Origin of the sequence: Collinsella sp. AF08-23, assembly GCF_003479805.1 — a bacterium.
Classification (GTDB): domain Bacteria; phylum Actinomycetota; class Coriobacteriia; order Coriobacteriales; family Coriobacteriaceae; genus Collinsella.
The window spans coordinates 229,676-252,130 of record NZ_QUHV01000001.1 but is presented as its reverse complement, the minus strand read 5'-3'; the positions used below and the strand labels follow the sequence as shown (position 1 = coordinate 252,130).

20 protein-coding genes and 1 pseudogene are annotated in these 22,455 nt (G+C 64.9%); 4 read left to right on the top strand and 17 right to left on the bottom strand.

The window, feature by feature from the left end:
• The first annotated feature begins 23 nt into the window (after positions 1-23).
• Positions 24-347 (top strand): YbjQ family protein, encoded by a 324-nt coding sequence (locus DWV48_RS00985; RefSeq protein WP_118652528.1) that lies wholly within the window; start codon positions 24-26, stop codon positions 345-347.
• Positions 348-615: 268 nt separating this feature from the next.
• Here the strand turns inward: DWV48_RS00985 and DWV48_RS00980 are convergent, their stop codons facing one another.
• On the bottom strand, positions 616-1,035 hold the full coding sequence (locus tag DWV48_RS00980) for a peptide deformylase (RefSeq protein ID WP_118652526.1): 420 nt from the start codon (positions 1,033-1,035) through the stop codon (positions 616-618).
• Between the two features lie 158 nt (positions 1,036-1,193).
• Here DWV48_RS00980 and DWV48_RS00975 point away from each other — a divergent pair, with 158 nt between their 5' ends.
• Positions 1,194-1,829 carry a flavodoxin family protein gene (locus tag DWV48_RS00975; RefSeq protein WP_118652524.1) on the top strand — a complete coding sequence of 212 codons (636 nt, stop codon included), beginning with the start codon at positions 1,194-1,196 and terminating at the stop codon, positions 1,827-1,829.
• Positions 1,830-1,925: 96 nt separating this feature from the next.
• Here the strand turns inward: DWV48_RS00975 and DWV48_RS00970 are convergent, their stop codons facing one another.
• Complete coding sequence (locus DWV48_RS00970) at positions 1,926-3,377, bottom strand: M18 family aminopeptidase (RefSeq protein WP_118652522.1); 1,452 nt, start codon at positions 3,375-3,377, stop codon at positions 1,926-1,928.
• Positions 3,378-3,695: 318 nt separating this feature from the next.
• Between DWV48_RS00970 and DWV48_RS00965 the strand changes: the two genes are divergently transcribed.
• Positions 3,696-5,108 (top strand): FAD-dependent oxidoreductase, encoded by a 1,413-nt coding sequence (locus DWV48_RS00965; RefSeq protein WP_118652520.1) that lies wholly within the window; start codon positions 3,696-3,698, stop codon positions 5,106-5,108.
• A gap of 26 nt (positions 5,109-5,134) precedes the next feature.
• Here DWV48_RS00965 and DWV48_RS00960 read toward each other — a convergent pair whose 3' ends face one another.
• The 5 genes from DWV48_RS00960 to DWV48_RS00940 form a co-directional block, all read right to left on the bottom strand.
• A complete protein-coding gene (locus DWV48_RS00960; protein WP_118652519.1) occupies positions 5,135-5,680 on the bottom strand; it encodes a hypothetical protein in 546 nt (181 codons plus the stop codon).
• Positions 5,681-5,742: 62 nt separating this feature from the next.
• Positions 5,743-6,528: a DUF4430 domain-containing protein gene (locus tag DWV48_RS00955; RefSeq protein ID WP_118652517.1), complete on the bottom strand. Its 786-nt coding sequence runs from the start codon at positions 6,526-6,528 to the stop codon at positions 5,743-5,745.
• 18 nt (positions 6,529-6,546) lie between these two features.
• Positions 6,547-9,207 carry a PQQ-binding-like beta-propeller repeat protein gene (locus DWV48_RS00950; RefSeq protein WP_158574786.1) on the bottom strand — a complete coding sequence of 887 codons (2,661 nt, stop codon included), beginning with the start codon at positions 9,205-9,207 and terminating at the stop codon, positions 6,547-6,549.
• Positions 9,208-9,538: 331 nt separating this feature from the next.
• Entirely contained in the window at positions 9,539-10,561 is a 1,023-nt protein-coding gene (locus DWV48_RS00945) for an aldo/keto reductase (protein WP_118652513.1), read from the bottom strand.
• Positions 10,562-10,986: 425 nt separating this feature from the next.
• Complete coding sequence (locus DWV48_RS00940) at positions 10,987-11,226, bottom strand: hypothetical protein (protein ID WP_118652511.1); 240 nt, start codon at positions 11,224-11,226, stop codon at positions 10,987-10,989.
• 273 nt (positions 11,227-11,499) lie between these two features.
• Here DWV48_RS00940 and DWV48_RS00935 point away from each other — a divergent pair, with 273 nt between their 5' ends.
• Complete coding sequence (locus DWV48_RS00935) at positions 11,500-11,892, top strand: MerR family transcriptional regulator (protein WP_118652509.1); 393 nt, start codon at positions 11,500-11,502, stop codon at positions 11,890-11,892.
• A gap of 26 nt (positions 11,893-11,918) precedes the next feature.
• On the opposite strand, the pseudogene DWV48_RS00930 reads toward DWV48_RS00935, so the two are convergent.
• From DWV48_RS00930 to DWV48_RS00885, 10 genes and pseudogenes are all read right to left on the bottom strand, one after another.
• A pseudogene (locus DWV48_RS00930) lies at positions 11,919-12,035 on the bottom strand (2,3,4,5-tetrahydropyridine-2,6-dicarboxylate N-acetyltransferase); the annotation flags it as partial.
• A 133-nt stretch (positions 12,036-12,168) separates the two neighbouring features.
• Positions 12,169-13,419, bottom strand: coding sequence for an FAD-binding protein (locus tag DWV48_RS00925; protein ID WP_118652507.1), 1,251 nt, complete (start codon positions 13,417-13,419; stop codon positions 12,169-12,171).
• Positions 13,416-14,213 (bottom strand): electron transfer flavoprotein subunit beta/FixA family protein, encoded by a 798-nt coding sequence (locus tag DWV48_RS00920; RefSeq protein ID WP_118652505.1) that lies wholly within the window; start codon positions 14,211-14,213, stop codon positions 13,416-13,418. The genes DWV48_RS00925 and DWV48_RS00920 overlap by 4 nt, the downstream gene beginning before the upstream one ends.
• Entirely contained in the window at positions 14,210-15,823 is a 1,614-nt protein-coding gene (locus tag DWV48_RS00915; RefSeq protein ID WP_118652503.1) for an FAD-binding oxidoreductase, read from the bottom strand. The genes DWV48_RS00920 and DWV48_RS00915 overlap by 4 nt, the downstream gene beginning before the upstream one ends.
• 125 nt (positions 15,824-15,948) lie before the next feature.
• A complete protein-coding gene (locus DWV48_RS00910) occupies positions 15,949-16,707 on the bottom strand; it encodes a gamma-glutamyl-gamma-aminobutyrate hydrolase family protein (protein WP_118652501.1) in 759 nt (252 codons plus the stop codon).
• A 2-nt stretch (positions 16,708-16,709) separates the two neighbouring features.
• A complete protein-coding gene (locus tag DWV48_RS00905; protein ID WP_118652499.1) occupies positions 16,710-17,456 on the bottom strand; it encodes an amino acid ABC transporter ATP-binding protein in 747 nt (248 codons plus the stop codon).
• Between the two features lie 122 nt (positions 17,457-17,578).
• On the bottom strand, positions 17,579-18,436 hold the full coding sequence (locus DWV48_RS00900; RefSeq protein WP_118652497.1) for an amino acid ABC transporter permease: 858 nt from the start codon (positions 18,434-18,436) through the stop codon (positions 17,579-17,581).
• Positions 18,433-19,092 (bottom strand): amino acid ABC transporter permease, encoded by a 660-nt coding sequence (locus DWV48_RS00895; RefSeq protein WP_118652495.1) that lies wholly within the window; start codon positions 19,090-19,092, stop codon positions 18,433-18,435. The genes DWV48_RS00900 and DWV48_RS00895 overlap by 4 nt, the downstream gene beginning before the upstream one ends.
• Before the next feature lie 210 nt (positions 19,093-19,302).
• Positions 19,303-20,292, bottom strand: a complete 990-nt coding sequence (locus tag DWV48_RS00890) for a glutamate ABC transporter substrate-binding protein (protein ID WP_118652493.1) — start codon at positions 20,290-20,292, stop codon at positions 19,303-19,305.
• Between the two features lie 173 nt (positions 20,293-20,465).
• The gene (locus DWV48_RS00885) at positions 20,466-22,268 is read right to left on the bottom strand and encodes a 1-deoxy-D-xylulose-5-phosphate synthase (RefSeq protein WP_118652491.1); all 1,803 of its coding nucleotides are present in this window, start codon (positions 22,266-22,268) and stop codon (positions 20,466-20,468) included.
• Positions 22,269-22,455: the final 187 nt, after the last annotated feature.

Below are 22,455 nucleotides of genomic sequence, written 5' to 3'. Positions count from 1 at the left end.
ATGCCGTCCGGAAAGGAGACGCAGTGCTCACCATTACCACCACCAACAGTCTCGATGGCTACGAGGTCGTTGAGTATCTGGGCATCGTCACCGGGGAGGCCGTGAGCGGCATCAACATGTTCCGCGACATCGGCGCGGGGCTTCGCAACGTCTTTGGCGGGCGCTCGGCGGGCTACGAGGACGAAATGGCCCAGGCGCGCGAAGAGGTCCTGCACGAGATGTCGCAGCGTGCAGAGAATCTGGGCGCGAACGCGATCATCGGCGCCAACGTAGGCTACGAGACGTTCGCCGAGATGATCATGACCACGGCGTGTGGCACGGCCGTTCGCGTGCGCCGCAAGGCGTAGGACCAGAGACCTGGGGCCTGAATCGGATCAAGAGCTCGGAACCGTGGTTCGCGGGGCGGAATGGGCGCCCGAAGCCCGACCACGGTGCGCGACGCACACGCCCGAAACCCGACCACGCCGGGCGGGCCGCATCCTCGCGGCCATCCGGCGGCGTCGTGCAAAGGCTTTCGAGACATACAAGAGGCCTCCCTTTTCTCATGTCCAAGAAAAGGGAGGCAGTTCAAGGTCCGCGCGAGGGACCGGCTCTCACAATCGTCCGAAAAAAGCGTTAAACCAGCTTGCCCTGGCAGTGATCGCACATGTGCTGGATGAGCTCGGCGCCCCACTCCACGAAATCGCGCTTGCGGGCCCTGAGCTCGCCGTCGACGAGCTCGTCGTAGGAGACCTTGATCTTGGCGAAACGGGTCACCTTCACGGAGCCCTCGCGGGTCAGGCAGCTCTCCTCTGCCTTGTAGGCGCCCATGCCGAACAGGACCTTGGGGTTGAACATCACATGCGCGTTGCCCTCGTCGTCGGCGAGCGCGATGATCGCCTTGGTCACGCCGATCTGGTTGGCGGCGAGGCAGGCGGCGTCCTCGATGGACAGCAGAGTGTCCACCAGATCCTGGGCGACCTCTGCGTCGGCGGCAGTGGCGGGCTCACACGGGGTGGACAAGACGGCCTCGTCCTTCACGAGCTCCTTGATCATGAACGGTCCTTTCTCGACCGAGGCCGCAAGGCGACCCCGTCATTGCATGCATCTGCGGAACTATACCAGATGGCAGCTGGTTCAGACGCGTCGCGTGCCCGAGGCGCTGGGTATAACGGCACAACAGCACTACTGGACACACAACGGAGGGAGTCCCTATGAAGGTCATGCTCGTCAACGGCAGTCCGCACAAGCACGGGTGCACCGATCGCGCACTCGAGGAGGTCGCGGCAGAGCTCGGGCGGCAGAACATCGACGCCGAGATATTCTGGATTGGGGCCAAGCCCGCCGCAGGATGCATGGCATGCGGACGGTGCCGCCAGACGGGCGCCTGCATCTTCGACGACGCCGTCAACGAATTCCGCGCGCTCGCCGTCGATGCCGACGCCTTCGTCTTTGGCGCACCGGTGCACTACGCACACGCGAGCGGATCGCTCCTGAGCTTCATGGATCGGCTCTTCTACTCCAACGGGCACGCCGGCGCCCCGGATGTCCTGCGCTTCAAGCCCGCCGCGGCGGTCGTCTCCGCACGGCGCGGCGGAACCACCGCATCGCTCGACGACATCCAGAAGTTCTTCACCATCTCGCAGATGCCCATTGTGAGCTCACGCTACTGGAACATGGTGCACGGCAACACCGCCGAGGAGGTCGAGCAGGATCTCGAGGGGCTATGGACTATGCGGCAGCTCGCCCGCAACATGGCCTGGATCCTGCGATCTCTCGAGGCCGGGCGCGCCGCTGGTATCGAGCTTCCCGAGCAGGAAAGCCCAAAGCCGACGAACTTCATCCGCTAACCGCGAGGCAGGGCGGGCAGCCACATCGCGATGGCAGCCGCGTCGCAGAAGGGGGCGACGGCGTCTCGGAGGGAGCAGCAGCGTCGCGATGGCGGGCTACGCCAGCTCGACGCCCTCCGCCCCGTCGATGCGGATATCCGCTCCGTAAAACGCCGCCAGTGCCTCGATCGCGAGCTCGACGTCGCGGGCGCCGGCGGTCTCCACGCAGGAATGCATAGCGAGCTGGGCGCAGCCCACATCGACCGCATGGACGCTCACCTGCATGTTGGAGATGTTGCCGAGGGTCGAGCCGCCGGCCTTGTCGCTGCGGTTCGAAAAGCACTGGTGCGGAATCTCCGCATCGTCGAGGATCGCGGTAAGGACGGCGCGGCTGAACGCATCCGTGCAGTAATGCTGGTTGGCGGCCTCCTTGACCACCAGGCCCGCGTTCATCTGCGGACGGGCGAGCGTGTCGGCCAGCTCCGGATGGGCCGGATGCAGCGCGTGAGCGTTGTCGCAGCTCACGAGCATCGAGGCCGAAAGCGCTCGGCACAGGTCCTCGGGCGCATACCCTAGGGAGGCGTTGATGCGCGAGAGCGCGTCGGCGAGCAGCGTCGACGCGGCGCCCTGCTTGGTGCCCGAACCGACCTCCTCGTTATCGAAGCACGCATACACCGTCACGGCGTTCGCGTTGCCCCGGGCGATGAACGCCTGCAGCGAGGTGTAGGCGCACATCAGGTCGTCGAGGCGCGGAGAGGAGATGAACTCGTCGGTGGCTCCCCACACGCGGCCCTTATCGGCGTTCACGAGGAACAGGTCGCGCGCGACAATCTGCCCCGGGTCGATCTCGAGGGCATCCGCGATCAGCGTGTCAAGCGAACCGCGGCCCAGGTCTCCGGCGGAGACGAGCGGGAACAGGTCGCTTGCACGATTGGGCGCAAACCCTTTGTTGACCTCGCCGTTCATATGGATGGCGAGGCTCGGGATGAGCGCGACGCCGCGGTTGAGCGCGACCAGGCGGCTCTCGATGCGGGCCCCGTCGCGCACGAGCACGCGTCCGGCGAGGGACAGGGGACGGTCGAACCAGGTGTAATCCATCATCCCGCCATACGCCTCGGTGTCGAGGCGCAGGTAGTCCGCAGGCCCCTCGACCTCGGCGTCCGATTTCACCTTGAAGCACGGGGAGTCCGAATGCGATGCCGTGAGCTGGAAGTGGTACGGCGCGCCGCCCTCGGGCACCGCGCCATGCGGACCCGCCGCGTCGGCCTCGGCCCCTTTCTCCCCGATGCCGCCCCCCTGCAGCCCATCGACGACGGCGCCGTCGCAGCGGGCGGAGACGCCCTCTCCCACGCGCCACGCGACGACGCTCGACCCGTTTCGCTGGGAGTAGTACGCGCCACCCGGTCGCACGTCCCACGCATCGCCCTCGGGCAGGTACGTGAAGCCCGCCTCGTCCAGGCGGGCCCGAATGGACGCCGCGGTGTGGAACATCGTCGGGCTCTCGTGGATGAACGCCAGCAGGTCCTCTGCCGGCGACGGCTCTACGGACTTGCGCTCGAATGGATTCATGTCGTGGCCTCCCGCCTCTCACCGCCCAACAGGCGGCGTGTATACGCGTCCGCTCCATGGTCGCACATGTGCCCGTGCGATGCGATGCGAAAGACCAGGCACCGCAATGGCGTCACGCCCCTCCGGCCCCGCTGAGGCATCTGGACCCCACGATGGAGCCGATGCGCGCGAGCGGCACCGCCCGTCCATTTACCGAACAGCGCTTGCTATTTGCTTCTATTTCTATATCATTTCTCAACGAACTACGCTGCAGGTGGAAGCACCTGCCACATCGCGTCGAGCGCCACGGCGCGCCGATGCCCATCGCAAGGAGACCCCATGAGCGCCACCTCCGCCCCCAAGACCGTAGCCGTCGTTGGATGCACGCATGCCGGCACCTTCGCCGCCCAGGCCATCCTCACCGCGCACCCCAGCTGGACCGTACACGTCTTCGAGCGCAACGACACGCTGTCGTTCCTCTCCTGTGGCATCGCCCTGTGGGTGGGTGGTCACGTGAGCGACCCCAACCGCATGTTCTACTCCTCCCCTGCCGCGCTGGCCGAACTGGGCGCGAACATGCACATGCGCACCGACGTGCTCTCCGTGGACGTTGCCGGCAAGTCGCTCGTCGCGCGCGACCTCGAGAGCGGCGAGGAGACCACCTATTCCTTTGACAAGCTCGTCGTGACCACCGGTTCCAAGCCCGTCATGCCGCCCATCCCCGGCCTGGCAGAGGGCCTCGAAGACGGCCGCGTCATGCTCTGCAAGAACTGGGATCACGGCAAGGCGATCAAGGACCACGCCATGAAGGCGTCCTCCGTCGCCGTCATCGGCGCGGGCTACATTGGCGCGGAGCTCGTCGAGCAGTTCAGCGAGGCGGGTGTGCACGCCATCCTCATCGACGGCCTCGACCGCGCGCTGGCCAAAAACTTCGACGCTCCCATCACGGAGCAAGTCGAGGCCGAGTATGCCAAGCACGGCGTCGAGCTCGCCCTCGGCCAGATGGTCACTGAGTTCCGCCTGAATGAAGACGGCAATGGCGTCGCCGTGGTGACCACCGCCGGCGAGTACGAGGTCGATTACGCCATCATGGGTGCGGGCTTCCTGCCGCGCACCGACCTGTTCGCGGGACAGCTCGAGACCCTGCCCAACGGCGCCATCAAGACCGACGAGTACATGCGCGCCTTCCTCGCCGGCCATGACGAGGCCCGCGCCGACGTCCTGGCAGCCGGCGACTCCTGCACCGTGCTCTACAACCCCACCGGCACCTACGACTACATCCCGCTTGCCACCAACGCGGTGCGCCAAGCCCTGCTCGTGGGCGCCAACATCGAGGAGCCCGTCCAGAAGTACCTGGGGACCCAGGCGACCAGCGCCGTGCAGCTCTACAACCTGTCCCTCGCTGCGAGCGGCCTGACCCAGGCGGGCGCCGAGGCCCGCGGCGTGAACGCCCGTTCCACCACACTCGTCCAGGACTACCGCCCGGACTTCATGCTCACCACCACGCCCGTCACGGCGACCCTTACCTGGGACCCCGAGACCCGTCGCGTACTCGGCGCGCAGTTCCTGTGCCGCCACGACGTAGCCGAGGCCGCCAACGCGATCTCCATCGCCATCCAGGCGCGCTTCACCATCGACCAGCTCGCCAACGTGGACCTGTTCTTCCAGCCCAACTTCTGCCAACCGGTGAACTTCATCGGCGCCGTGGCGATGCAGGCCGTGGCAGAGCAGAACGCGAGCGACGCGGAGTAACCAATAGGCAAACAGCCCTCTTAGAGTCAGTCCACGAATCGCCAAAGATTCGTGGACTGACCGTTTTCCGCACGCGCCTCTTCAACGCATTCATCGGCAAATCGAATCAGTTCTTCTTGATCGCCCTGCATCACATACGCGAGCCGCCCGTCAAACAGCGCGACCGACGAACCATTGGGGGCGTAGTCGGAATAGCCTGGGTTGTATGTCACACTGACCAGCTCTTTTCCCGTAGCGTCATACAGAGTTAGACCGGTGAAGTAGCCACCACACATGCCGATCTGGTCCTTCTGATACTGATCGTAATCAAGCCACTCCACAAACGTCGCATGCTCCAAGATGGCCCGCGCGCGGTCGATGTGATCTGGGTCATCGGTTTGCCGCGTACCGTCTGGGCCCAATACCGGGTAATTATCGATTTGAAGAGTCGCGGCGGTTTCAAATGAGCCGAGCTCAAGTGTTCGAGGCTCGCCTCGGAAGAGGTGCGTAAGTACGAAAACGAGGACTGCAGCCGCAACGAAGATTGCAAGGACAATCATTAGGACCTTTTTCAGCGTCCGTTCTGCACCCATCAAACCGCCTCCGTCTCTTTACCGGCATACAGCCGAGGTCGAGCCCATTATATATCTCTGGCCTATTTGACCTTAACGAATGTCCACTGGATGACATCCCCGTCGGAGAGTGTGTAGGCGCTACACGCGAAATTGGGCTGCGAGCCGTTCACCGTGTACGTCCAACCTGTATCGGAAGCAGCCGCCACGCCATTGATCGAGGTGACGTACGCTCCAAAGGCGCCCCATTCGGCCAAAGGCGACCAGCCGGTGTTCGCGAGCGCGTCATACACCGTCGCCCCCTCGTCAAACGTCAGCGTTACGGGACCGACCACGCTTCCGCCCCCAACGGTTCCATCCGCGGAAATGGTCACGGTGACGGTACGGGGCTCGGAGCTTGTAGAGTCTTGAGCGTCCGATGAGCCCGATGCACCCGACCCGGCGCTCGAAGAACCCGAGCCGTCTCCGCCCGCGTTCGATCCCGTCTTGTCCTTGTTGCTCGCATCGCTCTTGAGTCCGGACGATGCTCCGCCAGAGGCATCGTCACCAGCGACGGGCTCATCGACTGCATCGGACGCATCCTCGGAGGCATCCGCCTCATCGAGTTCCGGCTCCTTGCTCGCGGTGGACGAGTCGCTCGTCTGAACACTCGATCCCTCGCCTTGTGCCTCGGCGCCAACGGGAAGCCCCCCGCCCGACACCAGCGACCACGCGGAGCCGCCGATAAGCGCTAGGCACAGTAACACGGCGATGGACACGAACGTGAGCTGCGTGCGGTTCAGAGTCCGACGCTCCGGATGGGGTTCGGTGGCTCCCAGCTTGCCTTCCTGGCTCTCGTTTTTGCTATCGTCCCGGTTCTCGTCTTGCATCTTCGATCCTCCCTGCACTTACACGCGACGACGGAACAGCCAAAAGCCTATTCCGACAAGACCGATCACGCCGGCAGCCATGCCCGCGACTGGCAGGACCACGTTCAGAGGTGCATCGGCCGTACCGTCCGCATGCGTTGCCGCATACGTGGCAGCCGTGCGGGAAGCCGCTTTCGATCCGCTCTCCGAGGCCTCCTCAGAGGCTTCTTCCGACGTCTCGTCCTCCTCATCACCATCGTTCGCCGACTTCTTGGTGTTGCCGCTGGCGTTCTTGATGGCCTTCTTCGCCGTGGTGAGTGGCGCGCCTACCGGACGCGCGCCTGCATTGGGCTCGTTGTCCTTTTGGGGCGTCTCGGTCGTGGGGTCGTCATCACTGCCGTCGGAGCCGCCGTTGTCGGTGCTGCCGCTGTCGGTATCGCCAGTGTCGGATCCACCGCCGGTGTTGCCATCGCCGCCCTGGTCGCCGCCCTCGGTCGCAGCCGAACCGATGGCGAACAGCGCGCCCGAATCGTTCACGTAATACAGCGTGCCATCAGGGCCAACCGTAATGGACGCCATGCAGTAATTCTGATGATCGGCGTCAGGGGTGTAGATGAGGCTCGCGTCCGTGTCACCCAGACGGTAGCAATACACGCCTCCGGGATTGCAATTCGCCGTAAAGTACACGTAGGTCTCGCCGTTTTGAACGGACACGACGGGAGCACTTTTGACCTCTGCGCTCGTCGCCTGCCCGTTCGTATCTCCAACAAAGGCATGGCCGTCGATCGTCGACACTTCGCTCACCGACAGCGACTCCACATCGATCACCGCAAGCACGCCGTAATAGGCCTTCACCCACTTGCTCACCTGGATGTACGTCTCAGACTGACCGCCCACGAAGAGCTTGCCACCAGATATGGTCGGGGTGGAGGTGGAGGTCTTTGCGAACTTCACCTTGCCCGTCTCGCTCAAGATACCGGCGTCACTTAAAGAAAGGCGATGCAGGACGCCATCCATGCTCACCACGAACAGCGTCTTGCCGCCATCGCTGGTCACCACGGTCGACCTCACCGAGGCACCCACGTCGACGCGCGAGACCTCCGCTCCCGTCTTGGCATCGCGTGCGATAACGGCACCCGCATCATCGCCAACTACCACGTATGACCCGGCAAGTGCCGCGCCCGACCAGTAGTAGCCCTTCTCAGAGTTCTCCTGAAACCAGAGGACCTTGCCCGTTTGGATGTCAACGCATACGAGGCTACCTCCGTACGTGACGGACCAATCCGCCACCGCGGTGCCGAAGTACACGCACCCATCGCCGAGTGTCAACGTGCTCAAGGATTGCTGGTCGCCTTGCTCGGTCGCGGAAAGGGCGGGCGTCATCCACAGCGTAGCCAGGCGGTCGGCGGTCAAGGCCTGAAGGCGACCTCCCGAAAGAGGCACGATAATGCGGCCATCCACATAGACCATGCGGGCAATGGAGTTGATGGGCGCCACCAAGGTGCCCTCGCGCTCGGTCTCGCCGGTTTCCGCGTTGAGCTGCAGCAGTTTTGAACCGGCAGCGATATAAACGTAATCGCCAACGTAAATGGGATCGGAAACGTTCGTGGCCCAATCGGCGGAATCTTTAATCTGGGTGACCCACGACTCTTTGACCTCGTCCGTGGGCGTGGGTGCCGTGGTGTTCGATCCGCTGGCGTACCCCGGCCATGCGCTGTCCCAATCGGGACGCTCGGCATCGGGCTGCGGCGTCACCGGCGAAACCTCGGGGATGGCCGAGCCGTACGCGGAGTATGCCCAGGTGATTACGTCACCGGTCTTGAGCATCACACTGCTCGCTCCGACATCGGAAGCCGTACCGTTGACGAAAAGCTGCCAATACTTGCCCGTCTCTTGGTCCCAGCCGAGCTTTTCGCCCGTATACGGCGAGGCGATGGTGTTCAGATAGAACCCATAGCTGCCCATTCCATAGTCAGCGTCCAAACCGCTCTCATTGAACAGTGCTTCGGTCGCGTCTGCCGCCGTGGGGCCTGCTGCCGTTACGTCGGTGGCCGCAGCCCCCAACGCCGTCGCTTCGGCAGCCGACTCGTCCGCCTCGGCCGTATCGGCCGTCGTGACCGTCGCGGCTTCGGCCTTGAGCGCCATCTTGGCATTGCCCGTCCATTGCACGTCGACGTCATTCGCGTCGGGCCCTATGACCGCAATGGAAACCTCGATAACCTGAGCGTCATCGTTGGTGACATCGGCTTCCTCTTTGCCAGTGCCTGTGGCCTCATCCGCTCCCGTCGCAGCGGCATCGGCGCCATCTGCCTTGACGGCAGATTCGTCGCCGTCGGCATCTACGGTGCCGGCACTATCGCTGGGGGACGAATTCCCTGCGGCATCGGCGGCGTTCGCCTCGGCTTCGCCATCAGATTCAACGGCGCCCTCGGCATCCTGAGCCTCATCACCCGCTTGCCCCACGGTTGCCGCGAGTCCGCCCTCGGCACCCTGCTCGCTCGCTGCGCCAAGATTCGCATTGGTTGCCGCCAATTGCGCTCCGTCCGCGAGGGATTCCACCGCAGCCGCATCCGCGCCGAGTGCCTCGGCAAAGGCGGCAGTGGGCACCTGCCCCACTGTCATTGCAAGTGTGAGTGCCGCCACCAACGCGCGGCGGACAACGATGTGACGGCGCGAGGCCGCCATACGGGTTCTGGCCATCCAGACACCCCTTTCATCCAGGGCCCCGCCCATCCCTTTGGACGTTCGCAGATAGAGAGGCGATCCGACTCATCCTCATCGCCGCATGCGCGCGCCGTCCGATCTGCGACGCGTCATCCGCATGCGTGGGAATCACGGTTACTGGAATAGCCGGGGACTCGCACCCCGATTCTCCTGGCGACGAGGCACGCGCCTCGCTGCCGTGCGTCTCCGCACCATCTATCGAGCCATTTTTATATCCGTGCAAGCATACCGTAAGTGCACCACATACGCGGCGAAAGTCTGCGCAGGCATCGCAGCGCGAAGCTTCGCCGCAGTTTTGGACGCAATCTCAAATAGACACCGGAGGACGGTTCTCGGCGACGACGCCCACCACCGCATGGGGCACGTAGGGATCCTCTATCGCCGTGATCTCCTGGGGCGTGAGCACGAGGTCGCACGCGGCAACGGCGCCATCGATATGATGCGGTTTTGTCGCCCCCACCACGGGGGCGGCCACCTTGGTGAGCAGCCAGGCCAGGGCGACCTCCGTCATAGCCGCGCCCCGTGCCCCCGCGATGCGCGCGATAGCCTCGATGACGGGCGCATCGACGTCCGCCGTGGCGTCATACTTGCCGTGCGCATATGCATCGAGTTCGAGGCGTTTACTGGTCTGACCGGGGGCCTTGGCGAGCCTTCCACCAGCGAGCGCGGAGTACGGCGTCAGCGCGATCCCGTGGGTCGCCGCAAGGGGCACCATCTCGCGCTCGTCCTCGCGGGCAATCGCGTTGTAATGTCCCTGATAGCCCGAAAATGGGGTCCAGCCGTTGGCGCGGGCGATCGCGTTCGCCTCGGCAAGTTGCCACGCATAGCAATTCGAGATGCCCAATGCGCGTATCTTGCCCGCCCGAACCTGGCGATCGAGCGCGGGCAGCAGCTCCTCGATGGGGGTATTCCAATCCCACATGTGGTAGATATACAAATCGACGTAGTCCATGCCCAAGCGGGCGAGACTCGCATCGAGCAATCGCTCGATCTTGGAATCGACCGATTCCGGCCCGCGATCGCCCGGCCGCTCCCCCGCAGGGGCGTGCAGTCCGCCCAGGACGAACTTCGTGGCGACGACCACACCATCGCGTCTCGCGTACTTGGCGAGCGCCCGGCCGACGTACTCCTCGCTCGTCCCGTTTTGATACCCCATGGCCGTGTCGAAGAAGGTGATGCCCTCTCCCAGTGCACGTGCGATAATCATCGCGGACTCCTCGTATCCCAGGGTCCAAGCGTGCTGACCGTTGCCGGGATCGCCGAAGCCCATGCACCCCAAGCAGATGCGAGAGACTTCGATATCCGTCGTGCCCAGCTTGGTGTACTGCATGTCGCCTCCCATTTCTCTGGCAGCCCCGGCATTATGCGCGATGAAGTGACCGAGCGCAGCCGTGATGCGGATTCCATGAGCCCCTTGAGCTCGAACCCTGACAATCGGCCGCGCCATATGGCGATACTAGGACTTTGAGTCGGCTCCAAGGCAAATCTCCCCTTGGTGACCCGAACCCAAATCACCACATCGCCACATTCGCCACGGAGGCGGCCGCAAGGCAGGTATCGAACCTTAAGGCAAAACGGGTCGTCCTAAGCCATTTTTTGGCATATTCCGCAAACAAGTTGAGCTTTTTCGTACTCGCATCGCACATCGCCGAGTAGAGGAGGCATGCAAGCAGTTGCAACCTGCGCTTTTACTGCTGCAAACACGCGTCTACTCGGCGAAACCTAATATCGATACGAAAAACCTCAAGAAGCAATCTATAACTGGCGAATCGGCGTGCTTCCTTGGTCGCGATGGGGTGCGCGTTCGCGCTCGGAGGTCACCTCCCCCAACGTGCCCTGGTCGACCTCCTCGCCTAGATGCGACGCGTAATCCAAACGCTCGTCCGTGGGTTTGGTCGCCACGGACCACTTCCTCATCACGCGCGGGATGGCGAGATAGCCAATGAGGGCGCACACCACCAGCAGCAGCACAAAGAACAGCATTTCAGTAGACATGACCGCTCCTTTCGACGTGGTCTCAGCGCGCTTTGCGACACTTCTGTCCTACCCCAAACGGATGGCCTCAAGCGCATCTTTCCGTCAGCGGCGCAAGCCCTGGCTCGAATGCCGGCGCAAGACCAAACATCAATTTGCTTGCCCTTGAGTGAGCTCCAAGTCGTACGATGGAGAACAGATCGCGGGCCGCACGCGTGCGCGCCCGTGCGCCCAGTGAGCACGCGCCCGCCGCAAAGATGCGCGCCCGCCGCGCGCACGTCGAAAGGAGCCGCCATGCGCATCGCCGAAGTCGCAGAGGAATATGGGATCAGCGCCGACACCCTCCGCTATTACGAGCGGATCGGGCTGCTCCCGCGCGTGCGTCGCAATGCCAGCGGCATCCGCGATTACGACGAGGACGATTGCATGCGCGTATCGTTCATCAAGTGTATGCGTGGCGCGAACGTCTCCATCGAGGCGCTCATCGAGTACATGCAGCTCTTCGAGCAAGGCGATGCAACCCTCGAGGCGCGCAAGCAGATCCTCATCGAGCAGCGCGATGCGGCGCGCGAGCGGCTGGAGCGCATCCAGGCGGGGCTTGATCGCCTGGATTACAAGATCGCCCATTACGACGAGCTTCTCGCCGGGCATGGCGGCAGCGTCCCCCAATGCCCAGAGTCCAACTAGCCGCCCGACCTCGAACTCCCCGTTGTCTAGAGATTCTTGACGACCCGCGCGGGGACGCCGGCCACCACCGTGCGAGCCGGCACATCGCGCGTCACCACGGCCCCGGCGGCGATAACCGCTCCGCCCCCTATGGTCACGCCCTTGGCTCGATGAGCAATGAATGCGTCGAGCCCGTCTTGCCCAATCACCGTTGTCTCCATGTTGATCTCCATCTGTGCCTGCCAGCCGTACGCGAGCAGCGTACAACCTGAAGGTAACTCCAGGTCAAATCCCCTCCTACAACCTGGCCAGCAGCTCTTCGGCGACCTTCACGCAATCACCCACGACCTTGTACTGCGCCGATGCGAAGATGGGAGCATCGGGGTCCTCGTTGACGGCGATGACCGCCTGCGCGCCAGACATGCCCGCCAGATGCTGGATGGCCCCCGAGACCCCCAGGCTGATCAACAAGCGTGGCGCGACCGACACGCCCGTCTGCCCCACTTGACGCCACGGATCGCACCAGCCCGCCTCCACGATCGGGCGCGTGCAGCCGAGCTTGCCGCCCAGCGCATCGGCCAGATCGCGGGCGATACCGAGGTTCTTCTTCGAGCCGATGCCGCGACCCACGACCACGAGGACGTCTGCATCCGTTATCGAGTCGGCCGCCGAGGAGCGCTCGACGCCGAGTAGGCGCACACGCGGGGCGAGACGGTCGTCGAGCGGGACGTCGGAGACCGTCCCGACGCGGGCCCCATCGGGCTCGGGAGCGGCGAAGACCCCAGGGCGCACCGTGGCCATCTGAGGACGATGCGCGGGGCACACGATCGTCGCCATGAGGTTTCCGCCGAACGCCGGGCGCGTCTGCTGGAGAAGGCCCGTTTCCGGATCGACCTCCAGCATCGTGCAATCCGCGGTGAGGCCCGTCTGAAGGCGGACGGCGACGGCGGGGGCGAGCTCGCGGCCGAAGACCGTCGCTCCGTAGAGCAGCGCCTCGGGCCTGCGCTCGCGCACCAGCGAGCAGATCCACTCGGCGTGGACCTCGGCGTCGAAGGTGGAGAAGCGCGCGTCACGGCAGCGGATGACCTCATCCGCGCCCACGGAGATGAGGAGCGCCGCGTTACCGGACGGACCGTCGACGCTCTCGCGAGGCGGGAGCGCAGATTCGAGATCGGCCGCCCCCGTCCCGGGCGCACCCTCGGCGAGCAGGGCGACCACGCGGCATCCTCGCCCATCGGCGAGCGAGCGGGCCTTCCCGACAAGCTCGAGGGCCACATCCAGCGGCCTTCCCGCCTCGTCGACCTGCGCGAAGACCCAGTAGTCGCGGTATTCATCGAGGTCTTGGGGTCCGGAGGTGCCCCCGCGCTCGATCGAGAGCGCGTCCACCGGACACGCATCCACGCAGGCACCGCAGAGGATGCAGCCGTCCGTCGCCCGGGCCTTGCGTGCGCCCCACGGCCCCTCGACCTCGATACCGGCATTGCCGCACGCGCGCACGCAACGCGCGCACCCGATACATTTCTCAACGTCGATCAGCAACCCGCTCACAGCGCCATCCCCCTCATGACCTCGACGACCTGCTCCGCCTGAGCGGCGGCGTCCCCCGTGATCTCGACTCCCCGCGCATCGCCCTCGGGCACGAACGAGCGCACGACCTGCGTCGGGGACCCCGCAAGGCCGATGCGCGCGGCGTCCGCGCCGGCCGCCTCCGCCGAGAGCACGGAGATCTCCGCGTCCTCCGCCGCGAGGATGCCGGCGATGCTCGCCATGCGGAGCTCCGCAACGTCCTTGGCGACGGTGAGCACCGCGGGCAGGGGGACATCCACCGTTGCCACGCCCGCATCGGACTCACGCCGCACCGTCACGGTCCCGTCGGTGACGGCCGGCAACCCCGTAACGCCCACCGCGCACGGGATCCCCAGGGCGCCAGCGAGCTCGGGGCCGATCTGCGCCGTGTCGCCGTCGACCGCCATCTTCCCGCACAACACCAGATCGGGCACGCCAAGGCGCGCAATCCCGCACGAGAGGGCGTAAGTGGTGGCAAGGGTGTCCGCCCCGGCGAACGCGCGATCCGAAAGCAGCAGACCCGCATCCGCTCCACGCGCGATGCAGTCGCGCAGCAGCTTTTCCGTTACGGGAATCCCCATAGATAGGACGGTCACCGTGCAGGCCTCGCCCGCCGACCGGCGCTCGTCCTTGATGCGCAGAGCCACCTCAAGCGCAACGGCGTCGAATGGGTTGATGACCGCCTCGCCACCATCGCGGATGATGGTATGGGTTTTGGGGTCCATCTTGACCTCGGTGCTGCCGAGCACCGCCTTGACGCAAACGACGATGTTCATCGTGCAGCCTCCTCGATACCGTCCGGCTCCCCCACGGCCGCGTCGAGGCGTGCCTCGTCGAACAGGTTCCCGCGGTTTAAGCGCCCCGTGGGGTCGAACGCCGCCTTGAGGCGCGCCATCTCGTCCACATGCGCCTCGCCGTACATGGTGAGCAGGAAATCGCGCTTGATCTTACCCACGCCGTGCTCGGCGGACACCGCGCCGCCCATGGCGGTGACCTCACACGCCCACGCGCGGAACAGGTCCTTGCCCGCGGCGAAGTCGGCCTCGTCCCGCGGCAAGATGTTCACGTGCAGGTGGTTGTTCCCAATGTGCCCCCACGCGGCGGATTCCAGCCCGGCCTCGGCCAATGTGCGCCGGTACAGGTCTACGACATCGTGCAGGCGCTCGTCTGGCACAGACATGTCTGAGCCAAGTTTGGTGATAGAGGGGGTCACGCGTCGCCTGCGATCGATGAGTATGTTCACGCACTCGGGCACAGCATGACGGAACAGGCGTTGACGCTCGCGGTCCACATCCGTACGCGCGACCCACGTGTCCCGCTCGCTCCCGCCCACTTCTTCGAGCAGGGAACCAAGCTCGCGCAGTGCCTCCATCGCCTGCGTTTCGCCATCGCATTCCAGCTCCACGAACACGCACGCACGGTACGCATCCGGAACCTCTGGCAACGACGCGAAGGCTGCTCCATCCTCGCGCGTCGTGCGCAGGATGTCGAGAGCCGCCCCGTCGAAATACTCAAACGCGCTCGCGCAATCGAGCGCGGGGCGAGCTCGCACGACGAAATCGAGAGCATGCCCCTCGTCCTCGAAGAAGCAATTAACACCCCAGGTCACCCGCGGCGCCGGCATGAGCGCGAGCTCGAGCTCCGTGATGATCCCGAGGGTTCCGTCGGATCCGATGAACAAGTCCACGGCGTCCATGTCGTCCGCGATGAAATAGCCCGATGCGTTCTTTGCGCGCGGCATGACGTAGGTGGGGAGGTCCACGCGCATCGTGGTCCCCTGCTCCGTAGCGAGCTCCAGCGCGCGGCCCTGCGCGCACACGTCGCCTCGGCGCAGTGCCAGCGTCTCCCCGTTCGGGAGCACCACGCGCAGTCCGCTCACGTGCGGACGCATGGGGCCGTATCGGTAACTGCGCGCACCGGAGGCATTGCATGCGGCCATGCCGCCCAGACAGGCGGACGTCTCCGTGGGATCCGTGGGAAAGAACTGCTCGGGGCCGGCGTAGAGCGCCTCAAGCGCCGCGCGAGAAGCGTCATCCCAGCCATGGGCGGGCAGGCTCTTCGCATGCAGGTGACGACGCAGTTCCGATAGGACCACGCCTGGCCCGACTCGCAAGAAGAACGCACCATCGGCCGCCTGACGCAGCCCCTTGTACGCATTCATGCGGACGAGGCTCACCACATGTCCCCCATGCGGTACCGCACCGCCCGCCAGGCCCGTGCGGGCGCCCTGTACGGTGATGGGCGTCGCGGGATCGAGTTCGGAAAGAATCGAACGAAGCTCGTCTTCGCACGTGGGGAAGGAGATCGACTCCGCCTCGCCGGTGCTGCGCGATTCATCGCGACGATACTCGTCGTATTCCGAAGCCCAGGGGCGTATCATCTGCATGGCGTACCTCTTTACTTGAGTGGAGTGCTCCGCTGTATCATGCCATGCAATTGTTTCCGTTTGGCAAACGGGTGCGTATTCCAGTACCGTCTTCTCCGAACATGAGCCGATGTCGTCGAAGCGCGTCAGCCGCGCGCGGCGTCAACGAACGCGCGCCACAGCTTGAAATCGGTCTCGAGCATGCGCCAGGTGTACTCGGGGTGCCACTGCACGCCCAGGCAGAAGGGCTGGCCCTCGACCTCGATCGCCTCCGGCACGCCGTCGGTGGCGACTCCCGTGAGCCGCACGCCCTTGCCGAGCTTGTCGACGCAGCAGTGGTGGCTCGAGTTGACCTGCACCTCGCCCTGCCAGTCGAGCACACACGACAGCAGGGAGCCGTCCTCGACCGCGATGGGGTGCGCGGGGTCGTGCAGGATGGGCAGATGGCGCCAGTGCACCTTGCCCTTGGGGACGGGCAGGCTCGGAACGTCCATGCACAGGGTGCCGCCCAGGGCGACGTTCAGGATCTGCATGCCGCGGCACGTAGCGAAGAGGGGCTTGTGCGCGGCGAGCGCAGCCTTGATGAGCTTCAGCTCGAAGGCATCGCGCTCATGGCAGAGCAGGCGCTCGTCATACGGCTCCTCGACGCCCCACAGCGCCGGGTCGACGTCGTGCCCGCCCGGGATGGCGATGCCGTCCGCCATCTCTATATAGCGGGCGATGACGTCCTCGTCCTCGGTGAGTGTCATGATGAGCGGCAGTCCGCCCGCGGCGAGGATCGCCTCGAGGAACACGGTGGCCCCGGTCTCCTCGGGCGCCAGGCGCTCGGGCATCTGAAGGCAGGGCTTGGGCTGCTCCAGGCGCGGGGCGATCAGGATTATCGGTCGGTCGTCTGCTGAGGCCATGCTTAGTGTCCCTTGATGGAGTCGAGAAAGTCACGGGCGCGTTGCGTGGTCGGGTGGTCGAAAAACTCGTCGGGGGCGCCCTCCTCGACAATGGCCCCGTCCGCCATGAAGACCACGCGGTCGGCGACGCGGCGGGCGAAGTTCATCTCGTGCGTCACCACGATCATGGTCATGCCCCGGCGCGCCAAATCGACCATGACGTCGAGGACCTCGTTGATCATCTCGGGGTCCAAGGCGGAGGTGGGCTCGTCGAAGAGCATCGCCTTGGGGCGCATGGCGAGCGAGCGAGCGATGGCGACGCGCTGCTGCTGGCCGCCGGAGAGCTGGGCGGGGACCTTGTGTGCCTGGGACGCGACGCCCACGCGCTCGAGCAGCTCCATCGCGCGCTCCTCCGCCTCGGCCTTGGGCAGGCCCAGCACCTCGGTGGGGCCGATCGTCACATTCTGCAAGATGCTCATGTGCGCGAACAGGTTGAAGCTCTGGAACACCATGCCGAGCTCGGCGCGCATGGCGGCGAGTTCCCGCCCCTCCTCGGGAAGGGGCTGGCCCTCGATGATAATCTCGCCGGAATCGATCGTCTCGAGGCGGTTGATGGCACGGCAGAGCGTCGATTTGCCGGAGCCCGAGGGGCCGATCACCACAACGACCTCGCCCTTTCCAACGGAAAGGCTCACGTCCTTGAGCACATGGAGTTCTCCGAAGTGCTTGTCCACATGGCGGAGCTCGATGATCGGGGTCTGTTCTGACATGTCTCGTCCAATCTTTGAGCGGCGCGGGGAGCGCCGGAAAACCATCCTACGGGGCAATGCGGGCCACCCCCGCGGGAGGGCGGGGCGCCCACGTGCCCGCCGGAGCCGCGAGGGGCGTGGCCTTACGCGGGGTTGGTGCTGTAGCGGCTCACCACGCGGGTGCCACTGCGGCGCGCCACGTACACGGAAAGCTGGTTGATGGCGTAGTTGAGCAGGATGTAGATGACCGCCACGACCAGGTAGGTGCTCACCAGGGCGTCGTAGTTGGTGATGAGTACGCGGGCGTTCTGCAGCATGTCCGGATAGCTCACCACGTACGCCACGGTGGTGTCCTTGACCACGACCACCAGCTGCGAGATGAGCGAGGGGATCACGTAGCGGATCGCCTGGGGCAGCACGATCTTGAGCTTGACGCGGAAGGGCCTCATGCCGAGCGCGAGCGCCGCCTCGGTCTGCCCGCGCGGCACAGCGTTGACGCCCGCGCGAAAGACCTCGGCGAGGACGCCCGAGGCGGCGAGTGCCACGGGCAGCGTGATCATCCAAAACGACGACATCTTGATGCCGTACTGCGGGACCACCAGGAAGAAGAAGTAGATCAAAAGCAGGCTCGGCACGCCGCGGAAGAAGTCGGTGACCACGCGGCAGAGCGCGGCGAGCGGTCGGATGCCGCTCGTGCGCCCCAGCATGAGCGCGAGCCCCAGCACGAGCGCGATAGCGCCGGCGGTCAGCGCCACCGCGAGGGTCCCCCGCAGGCCGGCAAACAGGTACGACCAGGTGCTCATCTGCGTGAAGAACATCCAGTACCTGGGATCGAGCTGGCCGGTCGCCCAGAACTGGTGCACCACGAACGCGAGCAGCATCGCCACGGCCACGGCGCTGACCGCCGTTCCGATGCGGATCTTGACCCGCGTCTTGGGGCCGGGGGTCTCGTACAGGGCGTCGCGGATGCTGACGGCGCCCGAAGTTGCCTGCGCGCTCATCGGACGATCCTCACCTTCTTGTCGATGCGGTTACCCACGAAGGCTATGGCGACCGCGGTGAGGGCGTAGCCCGCCGCGGCGATGCCGAAGGCCAGGATGCCGCCGGTGGAGCGGGTGTTGATGTAGGACACCACGCCCGTGAGCTCCGGCGGGTCGAGCGGGACCTGCGAACCGAGGGAGGTGGTGAGCAGCACGGCGATGAGCAGGTTGGTCATGGGCAGGACGGTGGTGCGCAGCGCCTGGGGGATCACGATCCGGCGGAGCATCTTCCCAAAGGAGAGGCCCAGCGAGCGGGCGGCCTCGATCTGACCAACGCCGATGGTGTTGATGCCGCTCATGAAGTTCTCGGAGCCGAAGGCGGAGGCGACGAGGATCACCGTGAGGATCACGCAGGTACGGTAGGGCAGCACCAGGTTCAGGCTCGGCAGCGCGTACACGATGATGATGAGCAGCGACACGCCCGGGATGTTGCGGAACACCTGGACGTAGCCGTCGCCCAAAACGCGCAGCGGCTTAAAGGGCGACACGCGCATCACCGTGACGGCGATGGCGACCAGCATCACCAGCGCGAAGCACAGCGCCGTCATGCCCCACGTGGACAGCAGCGCCTCCCAATAGTTCCGCCCATAGGTGGCAAGCAGCTCAGACAGCCCCATGAGCTCCCCTTCCCCGACTTCTCATCCACAGCGGCCCGTCCCGACTGCACGCAGCGGGACGGCCGCCCGATTCCATACATGGTATGCGAAGGGCGCCCCGCCCGCCCGGCACAAGATCTGTCCCAAGCGGACGCGGGCGCCCCGCATATCCCAGACATCACGCGGCGGAGGGCCCGTCCTCGCAGGACCGCCGCCGAGCGCATGGCGAACTTACGCGCCGATCGCCGGAGGCTGCGGAACCTCGTCGATCTCGGCACGGTCGCCGATGCAGAGCTTCCACAGCTCCTCCCACGTGCCATCCTCCTCGATCTGGGAGAGGAAGGCATTCACGAACTCGACGCCGTCGGAGTCGAGCGGCAGGCCGATGCCGTAGAGGTCCTCGGGGCCGAACGGGTCGCCGGCCATCTTGTACTTGCCAGGCTGCTTCATCATGTCGGAGAACAGCATGTTGCGGTCGATCACGTAGGCGTCAACGCGACCCTGGGCGAGAGCGCTGCGGGCCTCCTCGTCGGTCTTGAACTCCTGCAGCTTGGCGTCGGGGCAGACCTCCTCCATGATGCTCGGGCCGGTGGACCCGGACTGGGCGGCGACGTTCTTGCCCGCGAGGTCGTCCACGCTCGCGATGTCGTCGTTGTCGGCGAGGACGAGGATGGACTGCTGCGTGCTGTAGTACGGGCCGGCGAAGGAGATGAGCTTCTTGCGGTCCTCGGTGATGGAGTAGGTGGCGAAGACGGCGTCGACCTGATCGTTCTGCAGGACGGACTCGCGCGTGTCGGACGTGACCTGAGTGGTCTCGAACTTGGACTCGTCGCCCAGGATGTAGCGGACGAGCAGCTGGGACAGGCCGGCGTCGAAGCCGCGGAGCTTGCCGTCCTTCTCGTTGAGGAGGCTGAAGAGCATGGAGGTCTGGACGACGCCCAGGCGCATGGTACCGGCCTCCTTGATTTTGCTCGCCCACTCGCTCGCGGCGACGGTGGCGTCATCGGCAACGGAACCGGCGGCGATCAGCTTGTCATATGCATCGGCGTCGAGCGCCACGGGCTCCTGGTCCTCGGCAACATCATCGGTGGAGGCAGAGCCGGCGGGCGTGGACGCGGGCGCCTCGCCGCAGGCGGCAAGCCCGAGCGTGGCGACGCCGGCGGCGGCAGCGCCGAGCACCTGGCGACGGTTGAGCATGAACTCGCGGGTCGTACTACTCATGGAAAATCCCCTTCCATTAGAGGCGATACGTTAACCTACCAAATTACAAGGTTAGATTACAGGCGTCCAAAAACACTTGTAAGGTGTTATGCCCCAAATACCCTAAGTTGTAACAAACACCATGATGGTTTCTTTTTTGCCGGGTCGTTACGCTTGCGCGCGCGACATCCGGTCTATCTGGCGCTACGCCCCGCATCCTCGGACAGCAGGCACCGTACATCGGCAACGACGCCCTCAACTGTCACGCCGTTCTCGGCAAGCAGCTCATCGACATCGTAACGGTCGGGGAAACCCTTGGACACGCCATAGCACAGCACGCGGGAGTCCGTGCCACCCAGATACCGCGCGACCTTCTCGCCCCAGCCCCCCTCGAGCACGCCATCCTCAAGCGTCACGACCACCGTATGCGCTGCAGCGATCTCGTTCAGCGTATCCTCGTCAAGCTCCGTGGCAAAACGCGGATTCACGAGCGTTGGAGAAAGCCCCTCGCCCATCAGCGCATCGCACACCCGCTCGCCGAGGCCAAAGAAACTGCCGAGCGCCATCACGGCCACATCCTCGCCCTCGCGGACCACTTGGTAATGCGGCGTGTCGAACGAGAGTCGATCATCACCGTAAACGAGCCCAGGCCGACTCTCGACCCCGTTGCCGGGAACGCGAATCACCACGGGCCGTGTATCCTGCGCCATCGCCCAATCGAGCATGGCCTCGTATTCCTCGCGGCACGCAGGGGCAAGGCAACGCAGGTTGGGCATGCCCCCCATGAGGGCGAGGTCGAAGAAGCTCAGGTGGGTGGCGTCGGAGGTGCCGAACACCGAGGAGCCGAAGTCCAGGAACACCACGGGCAGGCAGTTGAGGCACACGTCGTGCCAGAACTGGTCGTAGGCGCGCTGCATGAATACGCCGTACAGACCCAGGACCGGCTTAGCGCCCGCGCGAGCAAGGCCCGCCGCATACGTCACGGCGTGCTCCTCGGCAATGCCCACGTCCACGAATTGCCTGCCGGCGCGTGCACGACGCCAGGGGGTGAAACCCATGATGTAGGGCGTTGCCGCCGAGATTCCCACCACGCGCGAATCTAGCTGCATGGCGTTCAGCAGATAGGCGCCGGTGATGCCGGCGTAGGTCTCGGAATCCTCGCAGCGGTTGCGGGGGAACACGTCATAGCTGCCCGACTCGATATCGAACGGCCCCACGTGGTGCCAACTTTCCGAATCCGCCGCCGCAGGCTCGTAGCCGGCTCCCTTGGTGGTGCACACGTGCACCACAATAGGATGGTCGACGTCGCGGACATCGCGAAGGACGCGCTCAAGCTCGGCCTCGTCATTGCCCTTGGCAACAAAACGATAATCGAGCCCCAGGGTGCGGAAGAAATTGTTGGGGGCCTCGCCACCGGTCTCGCGAAGCTCCGCGAGGTTGCGGTAGAGGCCGCCGTGGTTCTCGGCGATGGACCAGCCGTTGTCGTTCACGATAACGATGACCCCGGAGCCCAGCTCGGCCAGGGCGTCAAAGCCCTCGAACGCGAGCCCGCCCGAGAGCGATCCGTCGCCAATCACGGCGACTACGCGATAATCCTCGTCTTTAAGGTCGCGAGCCTTCGCCATGCCGCAAGCAAGGCTTACCGACGTGGAGGTGTGCCCCATGGAGAACAGGTCATGTTCGGATTCATCGGGATTGGAGAAACCCGAAAGCCCGCCGAATTCCGATGGATCGAGATAGTTGCTCGCGCGACCCGTGAGCATCTTATGAGCATAGGTCTGATGCGAAACATCGAAGACGATCTTGTCGTGCGGGGAATCGAATACACGGTGCAGAGCCACCGTCAACTCGACGACGCCCAAATTGGACCCAATGTGACCTCCCACCGAAGCGGAGCTCACCAGAATGGCGCGACGGATCTCCTCGCAAAGAATCGGCAGGTCACAGGGCTCGAGGTCCTTGACGTCTTGCGGCGATGAAATGCGTTCCAGCAGCATGCGTGCGACGAACCTCCCTGGACGCCGAAAAGTAGCAACGTATTGTTTCAGAGTACCAGTTTCCCACACTCCGGTGATGAAGATGTGCGTCATCCGCCGAACGGCAAGCACGAAGTGCGCCGTGGCCGCGTGACTTGCGACCGCCAGCGCCCGTCTCCAGCTGCTCCCCAGCTGCTCCATCCGCCCG